15 protein-coding genes are annotated in these 21,119 nt (G+C 70.5%); 11 read left to right on the top strand and 4 right to left on the bottom strand.

All coding sequences use genetic code 11. The annotated features are described in order from the left end of the window. Window positions 1-20 precede the first annotated feature (20 nt). On the bottom strand, window positions 21-440 hold the full coding sequence (gene panD / locus ACFXC1_RS02030; protein WP_019068223.1) for an aspartate 1-decarboxylase: 420 nt from the start codon (window positions 438-440) through the stop codon (window positions 21-23). Between the two features lie 136 nt (window positions 441-576). On the opposite strand from panD, the gene ACFXC1_RS02025 reads away from it, so the two are divergent. Further along, a complete protein-coding gene (locus tag ACFXC1_RS02025) occupies window positions 577-2,028 on the top strand; it encodes a purine-cytosine permease family protein (RefSeq protein WP_381237450.1) in 1,452 nt (483 codons plus the stop codon). A 27-nt stretch (window positions 2,029-2,055) separates the two neighbouring features. Here ACFXC1_RS02025 and ACFXC1_RS02020 read toward each other — a convergent pair whose 3' ends face one another. Then, complete coding sequence (locus ACFXC1_RS02020; protein ID WP_381239394.1) at window positions 2,056-3,939, bottom strand: ABC transporter ATP-binding protein; 1,884 nt, start codon at window positions 3,937-3,939, stop codon at window positions 2,056-2,058. 138 nt (window positions 3,940-4,077) lie between these two features. Between ACFXC1_RS02020 and ACFXC1_RS02015 the strand changes: the two genes are divergently transcribed. From ACFXC1_RS02015 to ACFXC1_RS01990, 6 genes are all read left to right on the top strand, one after another. Continuing rightward, on the top strand, window positions 4,078-5,010 hold the full coding sequence (locus tag ACFXC1_RS02015; RefSeq protein WP_381237448.1) for a lysylphosphatidylglycerol synthase transmembrane domain-containing protein: 933 nt from the start codon (window positions 4,078-4,080) through the stop codon (window positions 5,008-5,010). Between the two features lie 173 nt (window positions 5,011-5,183). Next, window positions 5,184-6,518 carry a sugar phosphate nucleotidyltransferase gene (locus ACFXC1_RS02010; RefSeq protein ID WP_381237445.1) on the top strand — a complete coding sequence of 445 codons (1,335 nt, stop codon included), beginning with the start codon at window positions 5,184-5,186 and terminating at the stop codon, window positions 6,516-6,518. Window positions 6,519-6,577: 59 nt separating this feature from the next. Next, the gene (locus ACFXC1_RS02005) at window positions 6,578-7,288 is read left to right on the top strand and encodes an NAD(P)H-binding protein (RefSeq protein WP_381237443.1); all 711 of its coding nucleotides are present in this window, start codon (window positions 6,578-6,580) and stop codon (window positions 7,286-7,288) included. Window positions 7,289-7,338: 50 nt separating this feature from the next. After that, window positions 7,339-9,486 carry a glycogen debranching protein GlgX gene (gene glgX / locus ACFXC1_RS02000; protein ID WP_381237441.1) on the top strand — a complete coding sequence of 716 codons (2,148 nt, stop codon included), beginning with the start codon at window positions 7,339-7,341 and terminating at the stop codon, window positions 9,484-9,486. A 1-nt stretch (window position 9,487) separates the two neighbouring features. Further along, on the top strand, window positions 9,488-11,647 hold the full coding sequence (locus ACFXC1_RS01995) for an AGE family epimerase/isomerase (protein WP_381237438.1): 2,160 nt from the start codon (window positions 9,488-9,490) through the stop codon (window positions 11,645-11,647). Between the two features lie 31 nt (window positions 11,648-11,678). Then, complete coding sequence (locus ACFXC1_RS01990) at window positions 11,679-12,857, top strand: IS701 family transposase (protein ID WP_431255708.1); 1,179 nt, start codon at window positions 11,679-11,681, stop codon at window positions 12,855-12,857. A gap of 55 nt (window positions 12,858-12,912) precedes the next feature. Here the strand turns inward: ACFXC1_RS01990 and ACFXC1_RS01985 are convergent, their stop codons facing one another. Then, entirely contained in the window at window positions 12,913-14,538 is a 1,626-nt protein-coding gene (locus ACFXC1_RS01985; RefSeq protein ID WP_381239391.1) for an ABC transporter family substrate-binding protein, read from the bottom strand. Window positions 14,539-14,711: 173 nt separating this feature from the next. On the opposite strand from ACFXC1_RS01985, the gene ACFXC1_RS01980 reads away from it, so the two are divergent. From ACFXC1_RS01980 to ACFXC1_RS01970, 3 genes are read left to right on the top strand one after another with little or no spacing between them, the layout of a single operon-like run. Further along, window positions 14,712-15,695 carry an ABC transporter permease gene (locus ACFXC1_RS01980; protein WP_381237433.1) on the top strand — a complete coding sequence of 328 codons (984 nt, stop codon included), beginning with the start codon at window positions 14,712-14,714 and terminating at the stop codon, window positions 15,693-15,695. Then, a complete protein-coding gene (locus tag ACFXC1_RS01975) occupies window positions 15,692-16,588 on the top strand; it encodes an ABC transporter permease (protein ID WP_381237431.1) in 897 nt (298 codons plus the stop codon). Before ACFXC1_RS01980 ends, ACFXC1_RS01975 begins: the two co-directional genes overlap by 4 nt. Continuing rightward, window positions 16,585-19,188 carry a dipeptide ABC transporter ATP-binding protein gene (locus tag ACFXC1_RS01970; protein WP_381237428.1) on the top strand — a complete coding sequence of 868 codons (2,604 nt, stop codon included), beginning with the start codon at window positions 16,585-16,587 and terminating at the stop codon, window positions 19,186-19,188. Before ACFXC1_RS01975 ends, ACFXC1_RS01970 begins: the two co-directional genes overlap by 4 nt. Window positions 19,189-19,246: 58 nt before the next feature. Here the strand turns inward: ACFXC1_RS01970 and ACFXC1_RS01965 are convergent, their stop codons facing one another. After that, on the bottom strand, window positions 19,247-19,399 hold the full coding sequence (locus tag ACFXC1_RS01965) for a hypothetical protein (RefSeq protein WP_158697264.1): 153 nt from the start codon (window positions 19,397-19,399) through the stop codon (window positions 19,247-19,249). Between the two features lie 277 nt (window positions 19,400-19,676). Between ACFXC1_RS01965 and ACFXC1_RS01960 the strand changes: the two genes are divergently transcribed. Continuing rightward, window positions 19,677-21,032: a helix-turn-helix domain-containing protein gene (locus ACFXC1_RS01960; protein ID WP_381237424.1), complete on the top strand. Its 1,356-nt coding sequence runs from the start codon at window positions 19,677-19,679 to the stop codon at window positions 21,030-21,032. The last annotated feature ends 87 nt before the right edge of the window (window positions 21,033-21,119 follow it).

Below are 21,119 nucleotides of genomic sequence, written 5' to 3'. Positions count from 1 at the left end.
GCCTTCTCCTGGTGTGGTGGTCAGGCCGTGACGGCCTGCGGGCTGCGCGCCTGCTCCGAACCCGGCACCGGCTCGGACGGATCGGCACCCAGGCCCACGATCCGGTTGGCGGAGTCCACGTGCACGACCCGGGGCCGAAGCGCCCGCGCCTCGGCGTCGGACACCTGAGCGTAACTGATGATGATCACCAGGTCTCCGGGATGCACGAGGTGGGCGGCGGCACCGTTGATGCCGATCACGCCCGAGCCCCGCTCGCCCTCGATGACATACGTCTCCAGGCGGGCGCCGTTGGTGATGTCGACGATGTGGACCAGCTCGCCGGGCAGCAGATCGGCGGCGTCCAGCAGCTCGGCGTCGATGGTGACGGAGCCGACGTAGTGCAGGTCGGCCTGGGTGACGGTGGCACGGTGGATCTTGGATTTGAACATGGTGCGCAGCATCGGACACTCCCGGGACTCGGCTCCCTGCCCGCAGTCGCGGGTCAAGGGCTGGTTTCACAGTATCCGTTGCGGTTGCCTGGTCTCCCGTGGGGGATGAATGTGGCCACAGAGGCTGGATCAGCACCTGGGAGGCACCGTGACCACCGCATCAGAGCCCCGGGTGTCGGGGCTGGAGATACGTTCCATCGACTACGTCCCCCTGAACGAGCGCCACGGCAAGCTGTGGCACCTCGGCCCCCTGTGGTTCATGTCGAACGCGCAGATCGCCACGCTGGCGGTCGGTCTGATCAGCATCACCGAGGGCGGCAACCTCATCTGGTCGCTCATCGCGATCGTCTCCGGCACCCTGCTCGGCACCTTCTTCATGGCCTTCCACTCGGCGCAGGGCCCGCAGCTCGGGCTGCCGCAGATGATCCAGTCGCGGCCCCAATTCGGTTACGTGGGCGCCCTGTTGGTGTGGCTGTTCGCCTATGTGCAGTACGCGGGCTTCAACGTCTTCAACACGATCCTGGCCGGTGAGGCCCTGCACACCACGGTGCACGGCAACACCAAGATGTGGGTGGCCGTGGTCACCGTGGTCGGTTTCGTGATCGCGCTGGTGGGCTACGACGTGATCCACAAGGCGGAGCAGTTCCTGACGTACACCTTCCTGGTCGTGTTCGGGATCTTCACCGTGGGTGTGCTGGCGACCCTGCACTACCCGGCGGGCTCCTTCGACCTCGGCGGTTTCTCCTGGACGCCGTTCCTGGCGCAGTTCGGCGTGGTCGCCGGCTACCAGATCAGCTGGGCGATCTACGTCTCGGACTACTCGCGCTATCTCCCGCCGGACGTGACCGTCCGCAAGACCTTCTACTGGACCTACTTCGGTTCGGCGCTGGGCGGGGTCTGGCTGATGACGCTTGGCGCGCTGCTCGCGGCCTGGGCGGGCAAGGACTTCGACACGATCCGCTCGATCAACGCGGCGGGCGACAAGGTGTTCAGCGGCTTCGGCGCGATCGTCCTCCTCTTCGCCACGCTCGGCCTGATCTCCGTCACCGCGCTGAACATGTACGGCGGTTCGCTGACCCTGATCAGCGCGATCGACTCGCTCAAGAAGGTCCAACCGACCGTGGGCGTCCGGGTGTTGACGATCGGGCTGACCGCCGCGCTCTCGCTGGTCGGCGCGTTTGCCGCGACCTCCGACTTCCTCACCAACTTCAACAACTTCCTGCTGCTGGTGCTCTATCTGTTCATCCCGTGGACCGCGGTCAACCTGATGGACTACTACGTGGTGCGCCGCGGCCACTACGCCATCGCGGAGATCTTCAACCCGCACGGCATCTACGGCCGTTGGGGCTGGCACGGGATCATCTCCTACCTGGTCGGCTTCGGTGTGATGGTGCCGTTCTTCTCCGTCGGCACCCTCTACGTCGGCCCCATCGCCCACGCCATGGACGGCGCCGACCTCTCCCTGTTCGTCGGACTGCCGGTGGCCGGCCTGCTGTATTGGTGGCTGAGCCGCTCGATCGACGTGGCGGCCGAGATCCGGGTGGCCGAGGCGGAGGCCGAGGAGCTGGAGAAGGCGGCGCACGAGCACCGCGAGCCCTGACACCCCGGATCCCTGACCCCGCGCTCCCTATACGACCGCGTCCGGTACCGGTACCACCTGCTTCGCGAACTGCGTGCGGTACAGCTCGGCGTATCGCCCGTCGGCGGCGAGGAGTTCGTCGTGCGTGCCGCGTTCCGAGATGCGGCCCGCCTCGACGACCAGGATCTGGTCGGCGGAGCGCACGGTGGACAGCCGGTGGGCGATCACCACGGCCGTGCGGCCCTGGAGTGCCTCCGTCAGGGCCTCCTGCACTGCGGCCTCCGAGGTGTTGTCCAGGTGGGCGGTGGCCTCGTCGAGGATGACGACGCGCTGGCGGGCCAGCAACAGGCGGGCGATGGTGAGGCGTTGGCGCTCGCCTCCGGAGAGGCGGTAGCCGCGTTCGCCGACGACCGTGTCCAGGCCGTCGGGCAGGGACCGTACGAGATCGTCGAGGCGGGAGCGGCGCAGGGCGTCCCACAACTCGTCCTCGGTGGCGGCCGGTTGGGCCAGCAGCAGGTTGGCGCGGACGGAGTCGTGGAAGAGGTGGCCGTCCTGGGTGACCATGCCGAGGGTGGCCCGCAGGGAGGCGGCGGTGAGGTCGCGGACGTCGGTGCCGCCGATGCGTACGGCGCCCTCGTCGACGTCGTAGAGGCGGGGCAGGAGTTGGGCGATGGTGGACTTGCCGGCGCCGGAGGAGCCGACGAGGGCGATGGTCTGGCCGGGTTCGGCGCGGAAGGAGACGCCGTGCAGGACCTCGGCGCCACCGCGGGTGTCGAGGGTGGCGACCTCTTCGAGTGAGGCGAGGGAGACCTTGTCGGCGGAGGGGTAGGCGAAGCGGACCTCGTCGAACTCGACCGCGACCGGGCCCTCGGGGACCTCGCGGGCGTCCGGCTTCTCCTCGATGAGCGGTTTCAGGTCCAGCACTTCGAAGACGCGCTCGAAGCTGACCAGGGCGCTCATCACCTCGACGCGGGCTCCGGCGAGCGAGGTGAGCGGGGCGTAGAGGCGGGTCAGGAGCAGGGCCAGGGAGACGACGGCGCCGGGCTCCAGGGTGCCGTGCAGGGCGAACCAGCCGCCGAGGCCGTAGACGAGGGCGAGGGCCAGTGCGGAGACCAGGGTCAGGGAGGTGATGAACACCGACTGGGCGGTGGCCGTGCGGACGCCGATGTCACGGACCCGGCTCGCGCGTTCGGCGAACTCCACGGACTCCTCCTCCGGGCGGCCGAAGAGTTTGACGAGGGTGGCGCCGGGGGCGGAGAAGCGTTCGGTCATACGGGTGCTCATCGCCGCGTTGAGTGTGGCCGCCTCGCGCTGCATGCGGGCCATGCGGCTGCCCATCCGGCGGGCCGGGACCACGAAGACCGGGAGCAGTACGAGCGCGAGCAGGGTGATCTGCCAGGACAGGGTGAGCATGACGGCCAGCGTGAGCAGCAGGGTGACGACGTTGCTGACCACTCCGGACAGGGTGTTGCTGAAGGCGCGCTGGGCGCCGATGACGTCGTTGTTGAGTCGGGAGACGAGCGCTCCCGTACGGGTACGTGTGAAGAACGCGACCGGCATGCGCTGCACATGATCGAAGACGGCTGTCCGCAGATCGAGGATGAGTCCCTCCCCGAGCGCCGCGGAAAGGCGTCGGCCGAGGATGCCGAGCGCCGCCTCGGCGACCGCGATCAGGGCGATGAGCAGGGCGAGGCGTACGACGGTGCCGTCGTCGCCGCCCGACACGATCGCGTCGACGACATGTCCGGCCAGTACGGGGGTCGCGACGGCGAGCAGTGCCGTCAGCACCCCGAGCAGGACGAAGCGGGCGATCTCGCGGCGGTGCGGGCGCGCGAACGCGGCGATGCGGCGGAGTGTGGCGCGGGCCAGCGGCCGGCGCTCCTGTTCCGCGGTCATGACACTGTGCAGTTGGGTCCAGGCGGTGCTCTCCATGCTCATGGGAGAGACCGTAGGACCTCAAGCGGCGTTGAGGTCAACGCGTTCGCCACAGCCTCGTGTAACGACGGGTGTAAGGAACTGTCCGCGCTGCCGCAACCCGCAGTTGTCGTGGCGCGGAGAACCTCCAGTGATGTGAGACACATCCGCGTCCGGCAGATCCTGTGCCTGCTCCCACTGCTTCTGGTCGCCGTCGTCGCCGTACAACACCGCTCCGTCCTCGTCGCGGGCTTCGGCCAGCTGCGGGCGGCGGAGTGGCCCTGGCTGGTGGCGGCGGCCGGTGCCACCTGTCTGACCTGGGTCGCCGCCGCGGTCACCCGACAGGGTGCCGTCGTCGAACGGCTGCCCGCGCGGCGGCTGTTGGCCACGCAGTTCGCGGCGGGCGCGGCGAATCATCTGCTGCCCACGGGACTTGGCGCGGGGGCGGTGAACCTGCGGTTCCTGACCGTGTGCGGGCTGCCGCTGGCCCGTTCGTCGGCCGCGCTGGCGCTGTTCCTGCTGGCGGAGTCGATAGCCCGGCTGACGCTGCTCACCGGCCTGCTGATCGCCTTCCCGGACGCCCTGCGCCTGGGAACTCTGCTTCCGGCAGGGGCAGTTGGTCCCCTTCTCATGATCCTCGGCGCCGTGCTGTGCGCGGCGGTCGTGGTGCTCGTGCTGGTGCGGCGGCTGCGTACCGCCGTCCTGTCGTTCCTGCGCACCGCGCTGAGCGAGGCCCGTTCCGTGCACACCCGGCCGGCTCGGGCGCTCGCGCTGTGGGGCGGTTCGCTGGCGTTCCCCGCGCTCCAGGCGGCCGGACTGGTCGCCGTGGGGCAGGCGTTGAACCTGCCGGTGCCGCCCGCGCAGATGGCTCTCGCCTATCTGGCGGCGACGGTGGCCGTCGCGCTGGTGCCCACACCGGGCGGGATCGGCTCGGTGGAGGCCGCGCTGATCGTGGCGCTGGTCGCGGCGGGCGGTCCGGTCGCGGTGGCCACGGCGGTGGTGCTGGCGTACCGGATCATCACGGTCTGGATCCCGATCATCCCGGGCGCGTTGACGCTCGGCGCGCTGGTCCGGCTGAGAGTCATCTAAGATACGACACCGCTCAGATATTCTTGTAAAGAAGCATCAGCCCTGGTCAAACAGTTGACCAGGGCTGATTCGCGTTTTCCTCAACTCCCTTGTTTTACTTTTTACTTGACTCTACATGACAGCGCGAGTTGACTGAAGAGCGTTGATTTGTCAGCCGAGGAGGCAGGACTGTCATGGGGGACGAGACGTTAGGCATCATCCTGGCGGGAGGCCGGGGCGAACGCGCCAAGCCGCTCACCCTCGCCTCGTCCGACTACATCCGCAGCAAGGCCCTCATCCCGTTCGTCGGCCGCTCCGTCGTCGAATGGCTCGTCGAGTCCTGCCGCGACCAGGGCATCCGCCGCTTCTATGTGATCGCCCAGGGCGCCGAGAACCACAGCCAGATCAAGCTCGTGCTCGGCCACGGCGAACGGTTCGGCGTGGAGATCCACTACTCCCGCGCGCGGCTCGACCGCTACAACGTCGGCTCGGGCGCCGCCACCCTGCACAACCTCGAACAGTGGGACCTGACCGGCCGCGCCCTGGTGCTGCCGGTGGACTCCGTCTTCGAGTTCGACCTCGGCACACTGGTCGACACGCACGACGCCGCCGACGCCGTCGTGACCGTCGCCACGGTCGGCCGGACCCCCGAGGAGATCGCCGGCAAGTACGGCGTGATGCAGACCTCCCCGGACGGACTGGTCGCGGGATTCCTGGAGAAGCCCGACCTGGACCGCGTCCACCGCGTCTTCCCCGAGACCTCGCTGCCCGCCTCCCGCAGCACTCTGCCCACCAACGCCGGGATGTACCTGGTCGACTGCGGCCGGCTGCGGCTGGCCGCGCGCAACCCGGAGATGATCCGGCTCGCCCAGCAGCGCCTGGACTGGGGCGGCGACCTGCTGCCCTGGCTGGTCGGGCGCGGACTGCCGGTCGCGGTCGCCCCCATCGACCGGCTCGGCGACCTCGGCAGCATCCCCGACTATCTCGCCACCCTCGGCGATGTGCTCGGCGGCCACTACCGCCGGATGAACCAGGCCCTGGGCGAACCGACCAGCACCGACCCGCGGTACTGGATCCACGAGTCGAGCCTGCGCACCAAGGACAGCGTGACCGGCACCACCCTGGCCCAGAAGATCTCCGAGGGCAGTGTCGTCATCGGCCCCGCCGTCCGCATCGGGCGCAACGCCGAGATCGGTCCCGGAGTGAAACTGCGGTTCAGCGACATCGGCGACGGCGTCGACGTGGACGAGGGCGCCCGGCTGAGCCGGACGGCGATCGGCGACGGCGCCGTCGTCGGGCCGTACGCCCGTATCACCGACTCGTACGTCGGGCCGCTGGCGCGGGTGCACTCCGAGCGCGACAACCCGGTCCGGCTGCTGCACTCCGCGATCGGCGAGGCCGCCGACCTGCGTCCCGGCACCCGGCTGACCGGGGTGAGCGTGTATCCGCGGCTGCGGGTGCCCGCCGTCACCGGTCTGCCCACCGGCACCCATCTGACCAGCTCCGACGACATCCTGCACTGGATCTGAGCGCACCCCGCCAACTCCCCCGCCCTTTCCGGCTCTTCCGCAGCCCCGTGGAGATCTCGATGGACAGCTCGATCGCAGTCATAGGAGGAACCGGCCGCGTCGGCCGGCTCGTCGCCCGTCAACTGCTCGCCCGTGACGAGAGCGTGCGGGTCATCGGCCGCAGCACCCAGCGCGCCCGGCGGCACAATCCGCCGCAGGCACAGTTCTTCGCGGCCGACGTACGCTCCCCCGCCACCGTCCGCACACCCCTGCACGGCTGTTCGGCGGTCGTCTACATCGTGGAGCCGGGCACCGACGACGCCGGACCCGACAGCCCCGAGACCACCCTGCACACCGGGGTCCGCCATGTGCTGGACGCCCTGCTCGCCGCCTCCGGGAACCCGCACTTCGTGCTGGTCAGCCAGCGCCATGTGACCCGCCGCGACCACCCCATGAACGCCTACGGCCGGATGCTGGACTGGCGGCTCGCCGGTGAGAACGCGGTCCGCTCCTCCGGGCTGCCGTACACGGTGATCCGCCCGGGCTGGCTGACGGACGAGCCCGGCCACGGCCATCTGCACCTGGAGCAGGGCGATGTCGGCGACGGCCGGGTGGCCCGCCCGCATGTGGCCGACGCCTGTGTCGAGTCGCTGTACTCGCCCGCCGCCCGGGGCGTGACCTTCGAGATGCGCAGCGAGGTGGGGCCGGGCGCCGGCTCCCCGCCCTGGGACGAACTGTTCACCGGCCTCCGCGCCGACACTCCGACCGCGGCCCGGGCCGCACTCGCCTGAGGGTGGCCACCGATGTGTACGACACTCCGACCGACTCTGCGACAGATGCCATGACGGAACAGATGACCTTACGCCCCGACCAGGCCACCGACCTCTATGGCGGCCATCCCTCCGACGTCACCCCCGGCCGCCCGCAGCCGCTGGGGACCACCGTCGACAGCGACGGTGTCAACTTCTCGCTCTTCTCCGAACACGCCACCCGCGTCGACCTGTTGCTCTTCGAGCACTGCGACAGCCCGCACCCCTACCGCACGATCCCGCTGCTCCCCGACCGCCACCGCAGCTTCCACTTCTGGCACTGCCACGTCCGCGGGATCGGCGCCGGCCAGGTGTACGCCTTCCGCATCGACGGACCGCGCGACCTCAGCGCCCTGGGCAGCCGGTTCGACCAGCGGAAGGTGCTGATCGACCCGTACGCGCGGGCCAACGTCAACAGCCGCTGGGAGCGCACTCACGCCATCGGCCCCGGGGACAACGTCGAGCACTGTATGCGCAGTCTGGTCGTCGACCTGGACGACTACGACTGGGAGGGCGACGCCCCGCTGCACACCCCGATGGCGGAGACCGTCGTCTACGAGATGCACGTACGCGGCCTCACCGCCTCCCCCACCTCGGAGACCGCGCGGCCCGGCACCTTCTCCGCCGTCATCGACAAGATCCCGCACCTGCGCGAACTCGGCGTCACCGCCGTGGAGTTGCTGCCGGTCTTCGACTTCGACGAGACCCAGGTGCTGCGCACCGCCCCCGACGGCACTCCGCTGCGCAACTACTGGGGCTACGACCCGTACGGCTTCTTCGCCCCGCACACCGGCTACTGCTCGAGTCCCCATCTCGCCACGCACATCACCGAGTTCCGCGACATGGTGAAGGCGTTCCACAAGGCGGGCATCGAGGTCATCCTCGACGTGGTCTTCAACCACACCAGCGAGGGCAACGAGTTCGGGCCGACGATCAGCTTCCGGGGCGCGGCCAACGAGGCGTACTACCACCTGTGGCCGCAGGACCGCTCGCACTACATGGACTTCACCGGGTGCGGCAACGCCGTCAACGCCAACCACCCGATGGTCACGAAGTTCATCGTGGAGTGCCTGGAGTACTGGGTCACCGAGCACCACGTCGACGGCTTCCGATTCGACCTCGCCTCCGAACTCTCCCGCGGCCCCCTGGGCTACGAGATGGCGGTGCCGCCGGCCCTGTGGGCGATCGAACTGTCCCAGGTGCTGTCCGAGACGAAGATCATCGCGGAGCCGTGGGACGGCGGCGGCCTGTACCAGGTCGGCAGGTTCCCGGGGAAGCGCTGGGCGCAGTGGAACGGCCCGTTCCGCGACGACGTACGGCGGTTCGTGCGCGGCGACGCCGGCATGGTCGGCGAGGTCGCCTCCCGGCTCGGCGGCTCGGCCGACCTGTTCGCCGCCCAGGGTGAACTCCCCACCAACAGCATCAACTTCATCACCTGCCACGACGGCTTCACCCTCAACGACCTGGTCAGCTACAACGCGAAGCACAACCACGCCAACGGCGAGGCCAACGCCGACGGCGCGGACGAGAACTACAGCTGGAACTGCGGAGTCGAGGGACCCACCGACGACTCCGACGTCGAGTACCTACGGGTACGGCAGATCAAGAACCTGCTGTCCCTGCTGATGCTGAGCCGCGGGGTGCCGATGCTGCTGGCCGGCGACGAGTTCCGCAACAGCCAGGGCGGCAACAACAACGGCTACTGCCAGGACAACCAGACCTCCTGGCTCGACTGGAACCAGGCCAGGAAGGAGAAGGAGACAACCGCCTTCACCCAGCGGGTCGTCCAGCTCCGCAAGCGCTACCGCACCCTGCGCGAACCGCAGTTCTTCTCCGAACGCCTCAACTCCCGATCCCAGCCCGACATCACCTGGCACGGCACCCGGCTCCACCAACCCGGCTGGGACGACCCCAACGCCCGGGTGCTGGCCTGCACGTACGGCGGTTTCGACGGTGACCCGGACCTGCATCTGATCCTCAACATGTACCACCTGGGGCTCGACTTCGAGCTGCCCGACCTCCCCGGCCACCACTGGCACCGCGTGCTCGACACGGCCCGCCCCGGCCCCTACGACATCCTTCCGCCCGGAGAAGAGGAGCTGGTCGCCGGTCCGACCCACCACGCCCAGGGCCGCAGCGTCGTCCTGCTCGCGTCCCTGCCCGACGAGAAGGGCACCTGAGATGAGTGCACCTGCGCAACGACGCATCAACTCCGACACACTCGCCGGCTACATCACCTACTACAGCCCCACCGGCCGCCGCTTCGGCCTGCGCACCTCGGACGAACGGGAGTTCACGGTCCACCTGCCCGCGAACGCGGTCTCGCGCATCGTCCGCAACCTCGGCGACGACTACCGCGACACCACCGCCGACACCGCCGACATGCTGGCCGAGGGCCGCTACGTCTTCGCGTACGGCATCCTCTACGAGTGGGAGGGCGGCTCGCGGTTCGAGGCCAAGGAGATCACCTTCCCGGAGGAGACCCGCGGCCAGTACGTCTTCGAGCACCCGAACTGGTGGGTCCAACAGGCCGCCGCCATCGCCGACTTCTATCTGCGCGGCCACTTCCCCGACGGCGTGTACGACTGGCGCGGGTTCCGCACCCATCTCACGCTCAGCGGCACCCATCTGCCGGACTTCGCGGGCAAGGACGTACGCCAGGAGACGGACACCATCTCCCGGCTGGTCTACGGCCTGGCCACCGCGTATCTGCTGACCGGCAAGGACCGCTTCCTGGAGGCGGCCGAGGCCGGCACCGAGTACCTGCGCGAGCACATGCGGGTGGACGACACCGCCGACGGGATCACCTACTGGTACCACGGCATCGACATCACGTCCTCCGGCCACCGCCCGGTCTTCGCCTCGGAGTTCGGCGACGACTTCGACGCGATCCCGATGTACGAGCAGATCTACGCGCTCGCCGGTCCCACCCAGACGTTCCGCATCACCGGCGACCCGCGCATCCTCCAGGACATCGACCGGACGGTCGAGCTGTTCCAGAAGTACTTCCGCGACCCCGTGCGCGGCGGGTTCTTCTCGCACCTCGACCCGATCACCCTGGACCCGAACGCCGACTCGCTGGGCCGCAACCGGTCCCGCAAGAACTGGAACTCGGTCGGCGACCACGCCCCGGCGTATCTGATCAACGCCTATCTGGCGACGGGCCGTTCGGACTTCGCCGCGCTCCTTGAGGAGACCGCGGACACCATCGTGGAGCGGTTCCCGGACGAGCCGAACAGCCCGTTCGTGCAGGAACGGTTCCACGCCGACTGGAGTCCGGACCGGACCTGGGGCTGGCAGCAGGACCGGGCGGTCGTCGGCCACAACCTGAAGATCGCCTGGAACCTGACCCGCATCAAGTCCCTGCACGACAAGCCCCAGTACGGCACGACCGCCGAGCGGATCGCCGAGATCATGCCGCCGGTCGGCAGCGACGGACTGCGCGGCGGCTGGTACGACGTGGTCGAGCGGCAGCCCGACCCGGACAGCGGCATCCACCGCATGGTCTGGCACGACCGCAAGGCCTGGTGGCAGCAGGAACAGGCGATCCTCGCCTATCTGATCCTGGCCGGCACCACCGGGGACCCGGAGCAGCTGCGGCTGGCGCGCGAGGCGGCGGCGTTCTACAACGCCTTCTTCCTCGACTACCAGGACGGCGGCGTCTACTTCAACGTGCTGGCGAACGGCATCCCCTACCTGCTGGGCACCGAGCGCCTCAAGGGCAGCCACGCGATGGCCGGTTACCACGCGCTGGAGCTGTGCTACCTGTCGGCCGCCTACACCGGGCTGCTGCTCAGCGACGACCCGGTCACCCTGCACTTCAAGCCCCGCCCGGCGGACCTGCCGGACCGGGTGCTGCGGGTGGCGCCCGATCTGCTGCCGGCCGGCTCGGTGGAACTGACCCGGGTGTGGGTCGACGACCAGCCGTACCACAACTTCGACGGCAAGGACCTGACGGTCGTACTGCCACGCGGCGACGAACCCGTGCGCGTCCGCGTCGAGTTGGAGCCGGCCACGATGCGGCTGCGGATGCGCACCTCGTTCGACGGCGGCACCGCACACGTCAGCTGCCACGGTGTGATCGACGCGACCGAACTGGGCAAGTTCCGCCGGGTCCTGGCCGAGGTCATGGCGGCGGCCCCGCAGCGCGTGGAGTTCCATCTGTGCGAGGTCGGGGGCATGTGCCGGCCCGCCATCAACGAGCTGCTGTTCCAGCGCACCAAGGCGGGCCTGGACGTCGACTTCGTCATCGTGGGCTGCGCGCTGCCGGACGTGGCGGACGCCCTGCTCGCGACGGACGCCTTCCTGCTGGCTGGGGGTGACGAGTGCAACCATGAGTGACCTCGCGACCATCACCCTCCCATTACCCCCGATGCGCACCCCGGGGGCACCGCCGGGCACCTCCGCCGGGCTCCCCGCCTACTGCCGCGAGCTGTTCGGCGACTTCACCCGTGCCGACCAGCGGCGCTGGGGCGAGGTGTACGTGCGCGGGCTGCTGGACGTGCCCGGGCGCAAGACACCCGCCCGGATCTCCGAGCAGGTGCTCGGCAGGCGGGCCGTGCAGCAGATCCAGCAGTTCGTGAACCAGAGTCCGTGGGCGTCCGCTCCCGTGCGGGGGCGGCTCGCCCGGCAGGTGGTGCGGGCCTTCCGCGCCGAGGCCTGGTCCGTCGACGAGGTCGTCTTCGCCAAGAACGGCGACCGCTCGGTGGGCGTGGCCCGTCAGTACGCGGCCTCCCAGGAACGGACGGTGAACTGCCAACTGGCGCTCGCCGCCTCGCTGGTGGGCCAGGCGGGCGGGGTCCCGGTGAACTGGCGGCTGCTGCTGCCGGCCCGCTGGGACCGCGACGAGCGGCTGCGCGGCCAGGCCCATGTCCCGGCCCAGGAGCGGTGCAGGCCGCGCTGGAGCTACGTACTGGAGGCGCTCGACGAGATGCTCGACGAGTGGTCGCTCGAGCCGCTGCCGGTGCTGGCCGACTGGCGCTGCGAGAGCGACCCGGACCCGCTGCTGCGCGGTCTGGAGGCGCGCGGCCTGGGCTATCTCGTCCAGGCGGCACCGCACACCCCGGTGCTGCTGCCCCGGCGGCAGGCCGCCGCCCCCGGGACGCGCGGCACGCTCGCCGAACTCGCCGCGCACGCGGCGCGCCACGGTGAGCGGGCCTCGGTGACCTGGCACGACCCGGTGACCGAACGCATGCGGCACTCGGAGTTCGTGACCGGCCCGGTGCTCCTGCGCGCGGACCCGGCCGCGGGCACGCTTCCCCGGCCGCGTCTCCTGCTCGCGGACTGGCCCTACGGCCGCTCCCGGCCGCGCGCCTACTGGCTGACGAACCTCCCGGCCCGCCGTCTTGCGGAGATCGTGCCGCTGGCGCAGTTGCGGCGGTTCGCCGAGGGGGCGCTCGGCCGGATGCACGAGGAGTTCGGGCTCGGCGACTTCGAGGGCCGCTCCTTCCGGGGCTGGCACCACCATGTGACGCTGGCCTCGGCGGCGCTCGGCTACGACATGGTGCGCCAGCAGGCGGACGAGAGAGCCCTGAGCCGCCCGCGTGCCTGAACCCGCGAGTCAGTGCGGCCCCGTACGGAATCGTCCGTACGGGGCCGCCGTGCGCTCACTTCTGCCAGCCGACCTTGCTGAAGTCGACGTCGCCGAGTCCTGGTACCCCGTAGTTGGCGAGGCCCTTGCGCACGGCGAGGATCTGGGGGCGCTGGTAGAGCTCGATGTCGTGGCCGAGCCGCCAGATCTCGGCGTCCGCGCGGTCGTAGAGCCGCCGGGCGGTCCGTTCGTCGAGGGCGCCGACTGCCTGGCCGAGGAGCTGGTCGACCTGTGCCGATCCGACTCCTCCGTAGTTCTGGTACGGCTGTCCCGTCGTGGGACGGCGGTAGATGGCGTAGGCGGAGCTCGGGTACGTCAGGCCGGTGAACCGGAAGATGGCGAGGTCGAAGTTGCCCTTCTCCAGGTACTGCGACGCGTAGGCGGAGGCGGGCACCTTCTGGATGTCGACGCGGATGCCGGCCTGGGCCAGCATGTGCTGGACGAGCTGGGCGAGGTCCTCGCCGAGCCGGTTGGTGCCCTCGCTGAGCACGAAGCGGAGGGTGAGGCTGCGGCCGTTCTTCATGCGGGTCCTGCCGACGCCCGGGCTCTTCCAGCCGGCGGCGTCCAGGGCCTTTTCGGCGGCCTTGAGGTCGTAGGTGCCGTAGGGGCGGGAGTTGTCGGTGTATCCGGGCTGGTTGGTCATGAAGAAGTGGTTGCCGAGCAAGGGCACCTTGACCGGGAGGCCTTCGGCGGCGACGTCGGCCAACGCGGTGCGGTCGACGGCCTGTTGGACCGCGTTGCGTACGGTTCGGTCGGCGAGCGGGCCGCCCGCGCCGTTGAGGGTGATGTGCACCTCGTCCCAGGCGGAGCCGATGCGGATCTCGCTGTCCGGCGCGTTCTTCAGCTGCGCGTAGGCCTCGCTGGTGGCCGCGTTGACCGCGTCGACCTCACCGTTCAGGAAGGCCTGGAGGGCGGCGTCGGCGTCGAGGACGCGGAAGACGATCCGGTCGAGCCGGGGTCGGGTGCCCCACCAGCGGGGGTCGGGCACGAGGGTGACGGTCTGCGCGGTCCGGTCGACCGAGGCGAGCTTGAACGGGCCCGCGCTGATGGGCAGTTGGCCCTGCCAGCCGGAGTTGAAGCGCTGCGGGGTGTCGTAGGCGGCGGCCGGGAAGAGCGGCGTGAACAGCCTGCGCCAGTCGGCGTACGGCTGCTTGAAGGTGACCCGCACCTCGTGCGCGCCGGCGCCCCGGCGTACGTCGGCGATACGGTCGTAGCCGCTGGTGTCGGCGACCAGATAGCGCTGGTCGGCGCCGCCGAGTGCGTGCCACTGGGCGGCGAAGTCCCGCCAGCCCAGGGCCGTTCCGTCGGACCAGCGGGCCTTGGGGTTGAGCCGGTAGGTGACGACCTGGGGCGAGGTGCCGGTGACGGACGCGGAGAGCAGGTACTCCGGTACCGCGTGCGGAACACCCTTGGCGTCGCGGGCGAAGAGCCGCGGCTCGGTCATGCTGTCGACGGTCCACACGTCGTCCAGGGCGCCGTCGACGTGGTCGAAGTTGAACTGCGTGATCATCTGCGCCATCGGCAGGGTCAGCGTGCCGCCCGCGCGGAGGGCGTCCGCGGGCTGGGCGTTGATGTCGTAGGTGCCGTAAGTCGGCAGCGCCGGACGGCCGTTGGTGCCGGGAGAACCGGAGCAGCCTGCCATGGCCAGGAAAACGAGCGTGCACACCAGCGAGCGCGCGAGCCGGCGCCTTAATCGCTCCACCCTGCGGCCCTCCCAGAACGGACGAACCGTCAACTGCCCGAACTGTCCTGCGCATTGCGGAGCCGGAGCTTAACATCACGATGTGTCACCCACATGAAGCGGAACGAGGGCCCATGCTCTCCCTGATCCTCAGGCGCCTGGTCCACTGCACGATCCTCTTCCTCACCTCCGTCGTCCTCACCTACGCGCTCGCCTCGACCTCGCTCGATCCGCGCGCCTACTTCGAGGGCCGTCAGCCGCCCCCGCCCGCCCGGGTCGTCGACGCGGAGCTGGCCCGGCTGGGCATGGACGACCGCGCTCCGCTGCCGGAGCGGTTCGCGCACTGGGCGGGACGGGCCCTCCACGGTGACCTGGGCCGGACCATCGACGGGGAGTCCGTGAACGCCGAGTTCGGCCGGAGGGTCGGGGTGTCGGTGCGGCTGCTACTGGTCGGCACCGTGGTGGGTACGGCGGTGGGGGTGCTGGCCGGGGTGTGGGCGGCGGTCCGCCACGGCCGCCCGGGCGACCGGATCCTGACGGTGTTCTCGTTCGCGGTGCTGTGCGTGCCCACGTTCGTGCTGGCGCTGCTGCTGAAGACCGGCGCCCTGGCGGTCAACCGGGCCGCCGGGAGCCAGGTCATCCTCTACACGGGCGAGCACACACCGGGACTGCAGGGCGACTGGACCGTCCAACTGCGGGACACCGCCGCCCACTTGCTGCTGCCGGCGATCTGTGTGGCGCTCCCCGCGATCGCCTCCTACAGCCGCTACCAGCGCGCCGCCACCCTCGACGTGCTGGGCGCCGACCATCTGCGCACCGCCCGCGCCAAGGGGCTCACCCCGGGCCGTGCGCTGCTGCGGCACGGGCTGCGGATCTCGCTCGTCCCGGTGTCGGTGTTCTTCTCCTTCGGGATGCTGACCCTGTTCACCGGTGCCGTGTTCACCGAGGCGGTCTTCGGCTGGCCCGGCATGGGGAGTTGGCTCGTCGACTCGGTGCAGAAGGGCGACGTGAACTCGGTGGTGGCCGTGAACATCTTCGCCGCGGCCGTCGTCCTGCTCGCCGGGCTGCTCGCCGACGTCCTGCACGCACTGCTCGATCCCCGGGTACGGCAGCCATGAGGGCCGGCGGACGGGGGCGCGCGGTGCTGCGCCGGACGGTACGGCGGCCTGGCGCGCTGTGCGGGCTCGCGGTCCTGCTGGTGCTGTTCGCCCTGGCGTTCGTGGGGCCGTACCTCAGCCCGTGGACGCACACGGACGTCGACTACACGGCGCTGCGGCAGCCGCCGGATACGCGGCACTGGATGGGCACCAACCGGATCGGGCAGGACGTCTTCGCCCAAGTCGTGCGGGGGCTGCAGAAGTCGCTGCTGATCGGGCTGCTGGTCGCGGTGTTCTCCACCGGGCTGGCCGCCGTGGTGGGCGCCTGCGCGGGCTACTTCGGCGGCTGGACGGACCGGGTGCTGATGTTCGTCGTGGACCTCATGCTCGTCCTCCCCGCCTTCCTCGTGCTGTCCGTGGCCGCGCCCCGGCTGCGCGACCGCAGCTGGATCGCGCTGGTCGGGCTGCTGGCGCTGCTGGGCTGGATGGTCACCGCGCGGGCGGTACGCGGGATGACACGATCGCTGAAGGAGCGTCAGTTCGTGGTGCTGGCACGGCTGATGGGGGTCTCGCCGGCCCGGATCCTGTGGCGGCACGTGCTGCCGCACACGGCGTCGTTCCTCATCACGGACGCGACGCTGGCGGTGGGCGCGGCGGTGATCAGCGAGACCGGGCTGTCGTACTTCGGTCTCGGGGTACAGCCCCCGGACGTGTCCCTCGGCACGCTGATCGCGGACGCGACGGACGTGGCGCTGGTGTATCCGTGGATGTTCTTCTTCCCCACAGGGCTGCTGATCGCGTTCGTGCTGGCTGTCAATCTCGTCGGCGGCGCCCTGCGGGACGCGCTCGATCCGACGACGGCGGACGGCGTCGCACCGTCGCGCACCGCCGTGCCGTCGGGGGTGTCCGGGTGAACGCCGTACTGGAGGTCCGCGGTCTGACGGTCGCCGTCGGCGGAGGGCGACGCCCGCCGGTACCCGTGGTGCGAGGCGTCGACTTGACCCTCCGCCGCGGTGAAGTACTGGGCCTGGTGGGCGAGTCGGGAACGGGCAAGACCCTCACCGCGCTCTCCCTCATGGGGCTCGCGCCGCCGGACGCGACGGTGGGCGGGTCGGTACGACTACTGGGCGAGGAGCTACTCGGGCTGCCGGAACGGGAGTTGGCGCGGTTGCGCGGGCGCCGGATCGCCATGGTCTTCCAGGACCCACTGCACGCCTTCACCCCGGTGCGGCGGGTCGGCGACCAGCTCGCGGAGGCGGTACGCATCCACCAACGGCCCCGCCCGCCAAGGGAGTCGGCGCTGCGGCGGGCGGTGGAGCTGCTGGACTTCGTAGGGGTACCGGAGCCTTCGCGGGCCTCTCGCGCCTACCCGCACCAGCTGTCCGGGGGGATGCGGCAACGGGCGATGATCGCGATGGCGATGGCCAACGGCCCCGACGTCCTGGTCGCGGACGAGCCCACCAGCGCGCTCGACGTCACCGTCCAGGCCCAGGTCCTGGACGCGCTCGCCGACGCCCGCCGCGAGACCGGCGCGGCCCTGCTCCTGGTCACGCACGACCTCGGCGTGGTCGCGGGCACGGCGGACCGCGTCGCCGTGCTGTACGCGGGCCGGGTGGTGGAGACGGGCCCGGTCGAGACGGTACTCACCCGCCCCCGGATGCCGTACACGGTCGGCCTCGTCGGCTCGGTGCCGCGGGCCGACGCCCGCGTCCCCCTCACCCCGATACCGGGAACGGCCCCGACACCGGGCACGGTTGGCGCCGGCTGCGCCTTCGCCCCCCGCTGCCCACTGGCCCAGCCGGAGTGCGAAACCTCCGACATCCCCCTCCTGGGCGTGGACAGCCCGTCCCGGGCGGGCCTCGCGGGCCCCGCCGCGCACGAGGCGGCGTGCCGGCGGATCCCGCTGGTCATTCACCGGGGGGCGACGGGGCTCTTTCCGCCGGGTGGGGTATCGGGCGCCATGGGCAGGGAGCACCCCGGGGCAGGTGGGACATCCACTGACGTGAGCGGGAACCACACCCGGCCGGGCGGACCACCGACCCACGTGAGCGGAGGGCAGGCCGGACTGGGCAGGGTCTCGGCCGACGCAAGCGGGAGACATACCCGCCCCGGCGAGGCACTGGCCGACGGGGCCGGCAAGCACGCCCGACGCGATGAAGTGCAGGGCGTGCACGGCGCAGATCCCACTGCCCCGGGCGAGGGGTCCCCGGCACCGGGCAATGGGCCGACCGGGCCCGGCCGGGGGCCCGCCACGCGAAGCGGCCGACACGCCCTCCCTGCCGACGGGCGCGTGGGCCCGCAGCCGGGCCACGCCCTTCCCAGTGTCCCGGGGCCGGCAGCGTCATCGGTACCCGGCCCGCCGTGGACGACGGTCCCACTTCCCGGCCCGCGCCCGGGCCAAGCCCTCCCAAGTGCCGTCCAGCCGACGGAGTTTCCGCTTTCCCGCCCGGGCCCGGACGCCCCCGAGGTCATACTCCGGGTCTCCGGTCTCGCCAAGACCTACATACCCGTCAGCGGCCGGCGCCGCCGTGAGCGGGCGGTTCGGGCGGTCGAGGAAGTCGATCTGGAGGTGTGCCGTGGGGAGACCCTCGCGGTGGTCGGGGAGTCCGGGGCCGGGAAGTCGACGGCGCTGATGGAGATCGTGGCGCTGGCCGCCCCGGAGGCGGGGACCGTGGAGATTCTCGGGCAGGATGTCGCGCGGCTGAGCCGGCGGACGGCGCGGCTGCTGCGCGGGGCCGTGCAGATCGTTCCGCAGGATCCCATGTCGAGTCTGGATCCGCGGATGCCGGTGGGTGACATCGTCGCCGAGCCGTTGTACGCGCACCGGGTGCCACGGGGTGTCGTAGAGGCGCGGGTTCCGCGGTTGCTCGCTCAGGTGGGGCTGGATCCGGGGGACGCGGAACGTTATCCGCATCAGTTCTCCGGGGGGCAGCGGCAGCGGGTCGCCATCGCGCGGGCCCTGGCCGTGGAGCCCGCGCTGTTGCTGCTCGACGAGCCGGTGTCCGCGCTGGACGTGTCCATGCAGGCGCAGATCCTGGAGCTGTTGCTGCGGTTGAAGCGGGAGTTGGGGCCGGCGTATCTGCTGGTGTCGCACGATCTGGCGGTGGTCCGGCAGATCGCCGACCGGGTGTGCGTGATGTATGCGGGGCGGGTCGTGGAGACGGGGCCCGTCGCCGAGGTGTTCGACGGGCCCCGCCATCCCTACGCGCGGGCGCTGTTGTCGGCCGTCCCGCTGCCGGACCCGGTCGCCGAGCGTGCCCGGCGCCGGATCGTGCTGCCCGGCGAACCCCCGGCCGGGGCGCCGCCGGTCGCCGGGTGCCGTTTCCGGTCCCGGTGCCCCGTGGCCGCGGACCTCCCGGCCGGGCGGCGGCTGCGCTGCGAGACCGAGATCCCGCGCCAGTCGCAGGTCACCCCGGCCGGCAACCACACGGTGGCATGCCATTTCCCGCACCGGGGACTGCCCTGGGAGCAGACACGGACAGACCGGGGGACGACCGGCCGGCCCTGGAACTGACCGCCGGACCGTCCTCCGGTCCGCTGAGCCTCGTGTGCCGTTTGTCCGTACGGCCGCCTCAGCAGCAGGCGCCGCTCGCACCGCTCGACTGGGCGATGCCCTCTCGCAGTGGGTGCGTGGTGGCACCCGAACCGTTCAACCAGAGTCCGCTCGTCACAAGCCCACCGACGAAGACGACGATTGCTATGAGCGTGAATACTTTGATGCTCATGAAAATCTCCTCTCCGAGCATTTACGGATGACGCATTGACAAGATGAGTCAACAAGAACTTACTCAATGAGTCAAGTATTAATCTTGCAAAAGACGATCTCGAAAAGCGGAATGCCCACACCCAAATGAAGTGTGAATTAACGTCAATTCAGAAAATGCCTGCCCAGACCACTTCGCGCCAGCGAATCGATCAAGGAAACTCCATTGGATCGCAGACGACTTACTGGTAACGTTGATCTGTCATCCCGGTGGTCAAAGCCACCTCCTAGGAGCCCACATGGACCCTCTCGAAAACACGACGACCACAGGGCTGGGCGACCGCATCCGGCTGCTGCGCGGCAAACGTGGCCTCAAGCAGCAGGACCTGGCGTCCAGCGAGATTTCGGCGAGCTACATCTCCTTGATCGAATCCGGCAAGCGCGCACCGTCGGACGCGGTGCTCGCCGCCCTCGCGGAGCGCCTCGGATGCTCCGCCGAGTACCTGCGCAGCGGACGGGACGACCACGAGCTGGAAGAGGCGCGCCTGCGGCTGGCCTTCGGCGAGATGGCCCTGCGCAACGGCAGCAACGGCGAGGCCCTGCAGACCCTCAGCGAGCTGCTGACCAAGCCCAACCTCCTGGACGTCCCGATGACCCGGCGGGCGCGCATGGGGCAGGCCTCCGCGCTGGAGAAGCTCGACCGCACCGAGGCCGCCATCGCGGTCCTGGAGGAACTCCAGCGGGACCCCGACCTGGCGCCGGGCTCGGCCGAGTGGTGCCAGATCGCGGTCGCCCTGTGCCGCTGCTATCGCAACGCCGGCGACATCACGCTCAGCATCGAGATCGGCGAGCGCGCCATGGCCCGGCTGGACGCCCTCGGCCTGGACGTGACGGTCGACCACGTCCAGCTCGGCGCCACGCTCATGGGCTCGTTCCACATGCGCGGCGACCTCATCCACGCCCAGCTGATGGGCGGCAAGCTCCTGGACGCCGCCGAGAAGCAGGGCGCGCGGGCAGCGCGCGGCGCCGTCTACTGGAACGCCGGCCTGGTGGCCCGCTCCCGCGGCCAGCTCAACGAGGCGCTGGCCCTGGTGGAGCGGGCGCTCGCGCTGATGTCCGAGGACGACAACCTCCGTCACCTCGCCATGCTCAAGATGAACTACGGCTCCCTGCTGCTCCAGGTCGACGAGCCCGAACCGGCGCGCGGCAAGCAGCTGTTGGAGGAGGCCCAGCAGCTCCTGGCCGAGGTGGGCAACGCGCCGGAGCTCGCCCAGTGCGAGATCGGTCTCGCCGACGCGGACGCGATGCTCGGACAGTGGGACGAGGCCGCGGCGCACGCGGAGCGGGCCTTGGGGCTGACCGGCACCGAGTCCCGCATCCAGGCCGTCGGCGCGCGCGGCACGCTCGCCGAGATCCAGCTGATGCGCGGCAACCACGAGCAGGCCGCGCAGTATCTGCAGGCCGCCACCCGGCAGCTGCGCCAGTTCCGCCCCTCCCACCAGGTGGCCCTCAACTGGCGTTACCTGGGCGACCTTTGGAAGCGGCAGGGCAACACCGCCGAGGCGCTCAAGGCGTACGACCGGGCGCTGTCGGCCGCCGGTATGGCACCGCACCGCGACCCCGGCCAGATCCTCTCCGAGCAGCACCGCGCCTGAACTGCCCGCCGTTTCCCCGAATCCGGTACGAACCTTTCGCCCTCACCTCCGTTACAGACCCGGACCTTTCACCGTGGAGCGGTCCTG

The organism is Streptomyces hokutonensis, from assembly GCF_042751305.1.
Taxonomy (GTDB): Bacteria; Actinomycetota; Actinomycetes; order Streptomycetales; family Streptomycetaceae; genus Streptomyces; species Streptomyces hokutonensis_A.
Note: the sequence above shows the minus strand (reverse complement) of the source record. Positions and strands in the feature narration are given on the sequence as shown.

Bases quoted from the DNA above. Each gene is read 5' to 3' on its own strand.
- ACFXC1_RS01990 (WP_431255708.1), top strand. From the start codon at position 11,679: ATGCGCACCCCGGGGGCACCGCCGGGCACCTCCGCCGGGCTCCCCGCC.
- ACFXC1_RS02010 (WP_381237445.1), top strand. From the start codon at position 5,184: ATGGGGGACGAGACGTTAGGCATCATCCTGGCGGGAGGCCGGGGCGAA.
- ACFXC1_RS01995 (WP_381237438.1), top strand. From the start codon at position 9,488: ATGAGTGCACCTGCGCAACGACGCATCAACTCCGACACACTCGCCGGC.
- glgX (WP_381237441.1), top strand. From the start codon at position 7,339: ATGACGGAACAGATGACCTTACGCCCCGACCAGGCCACCGACCTCTAT.
- ACFXC1_RS01960 (WP_381237424.1), top strand. From the start codon at position 19,677: ATGGACCCTCTCGAAAACACGACGACCACAGGGCTGGGCGACCGCATC.
- panD (WP_019068223.1), bottom strand. From the start codon at position 440: ATGCTGCGCACCATGTTCAAATCCAAGATCCACCGTGCCACCGTCACC.
- ACFXC1_RS01985 (WP_381239391.1), bottom strand. From the start codon at position 14,538: ATGGCAGGCTGCTCCGGTTCTCCCGGCACCAACGGCCGTCCGGCGCTG.
- ACFXC1_RS02005 (WP_381237443.1), top strand. From the start codon at position 6,578: ATGGACAGCTCGATCGCAGTCATAGGAGGAACCGGCCGCGTCGGCCGG.
- ACFXC1_RS01965 (WP_158697264.1), bottom strand. From the start codon at position 19,399: ATGAGCATCAAAGTATTCACGCTCATAGCAATCGTCGTCTTCGTCGGT.
- ACFXC1_RS02020 (WP_381239394.1), bottom strand. From the start codon at position 3,939: ATGGAGAGCACCGCCTGGACCCAACTGCACAGTGTCATGACCGCGGAA.
- ACFXC1_RS01980 (WP_381237433.1), top strand. From the start codon at position 14,712: ATGCTCTCCCTGATCCTCAGGCGCCTGGTCCACTGCACGATCCTCTTC.
- ACFXC1_RS01975 (WP_381237431.1), top strand. From the start codon at position 15,692: ATGAGGGCCGGCGGACGGGGGCGCGCGGTGCTGCGCCGGACGGTACGG.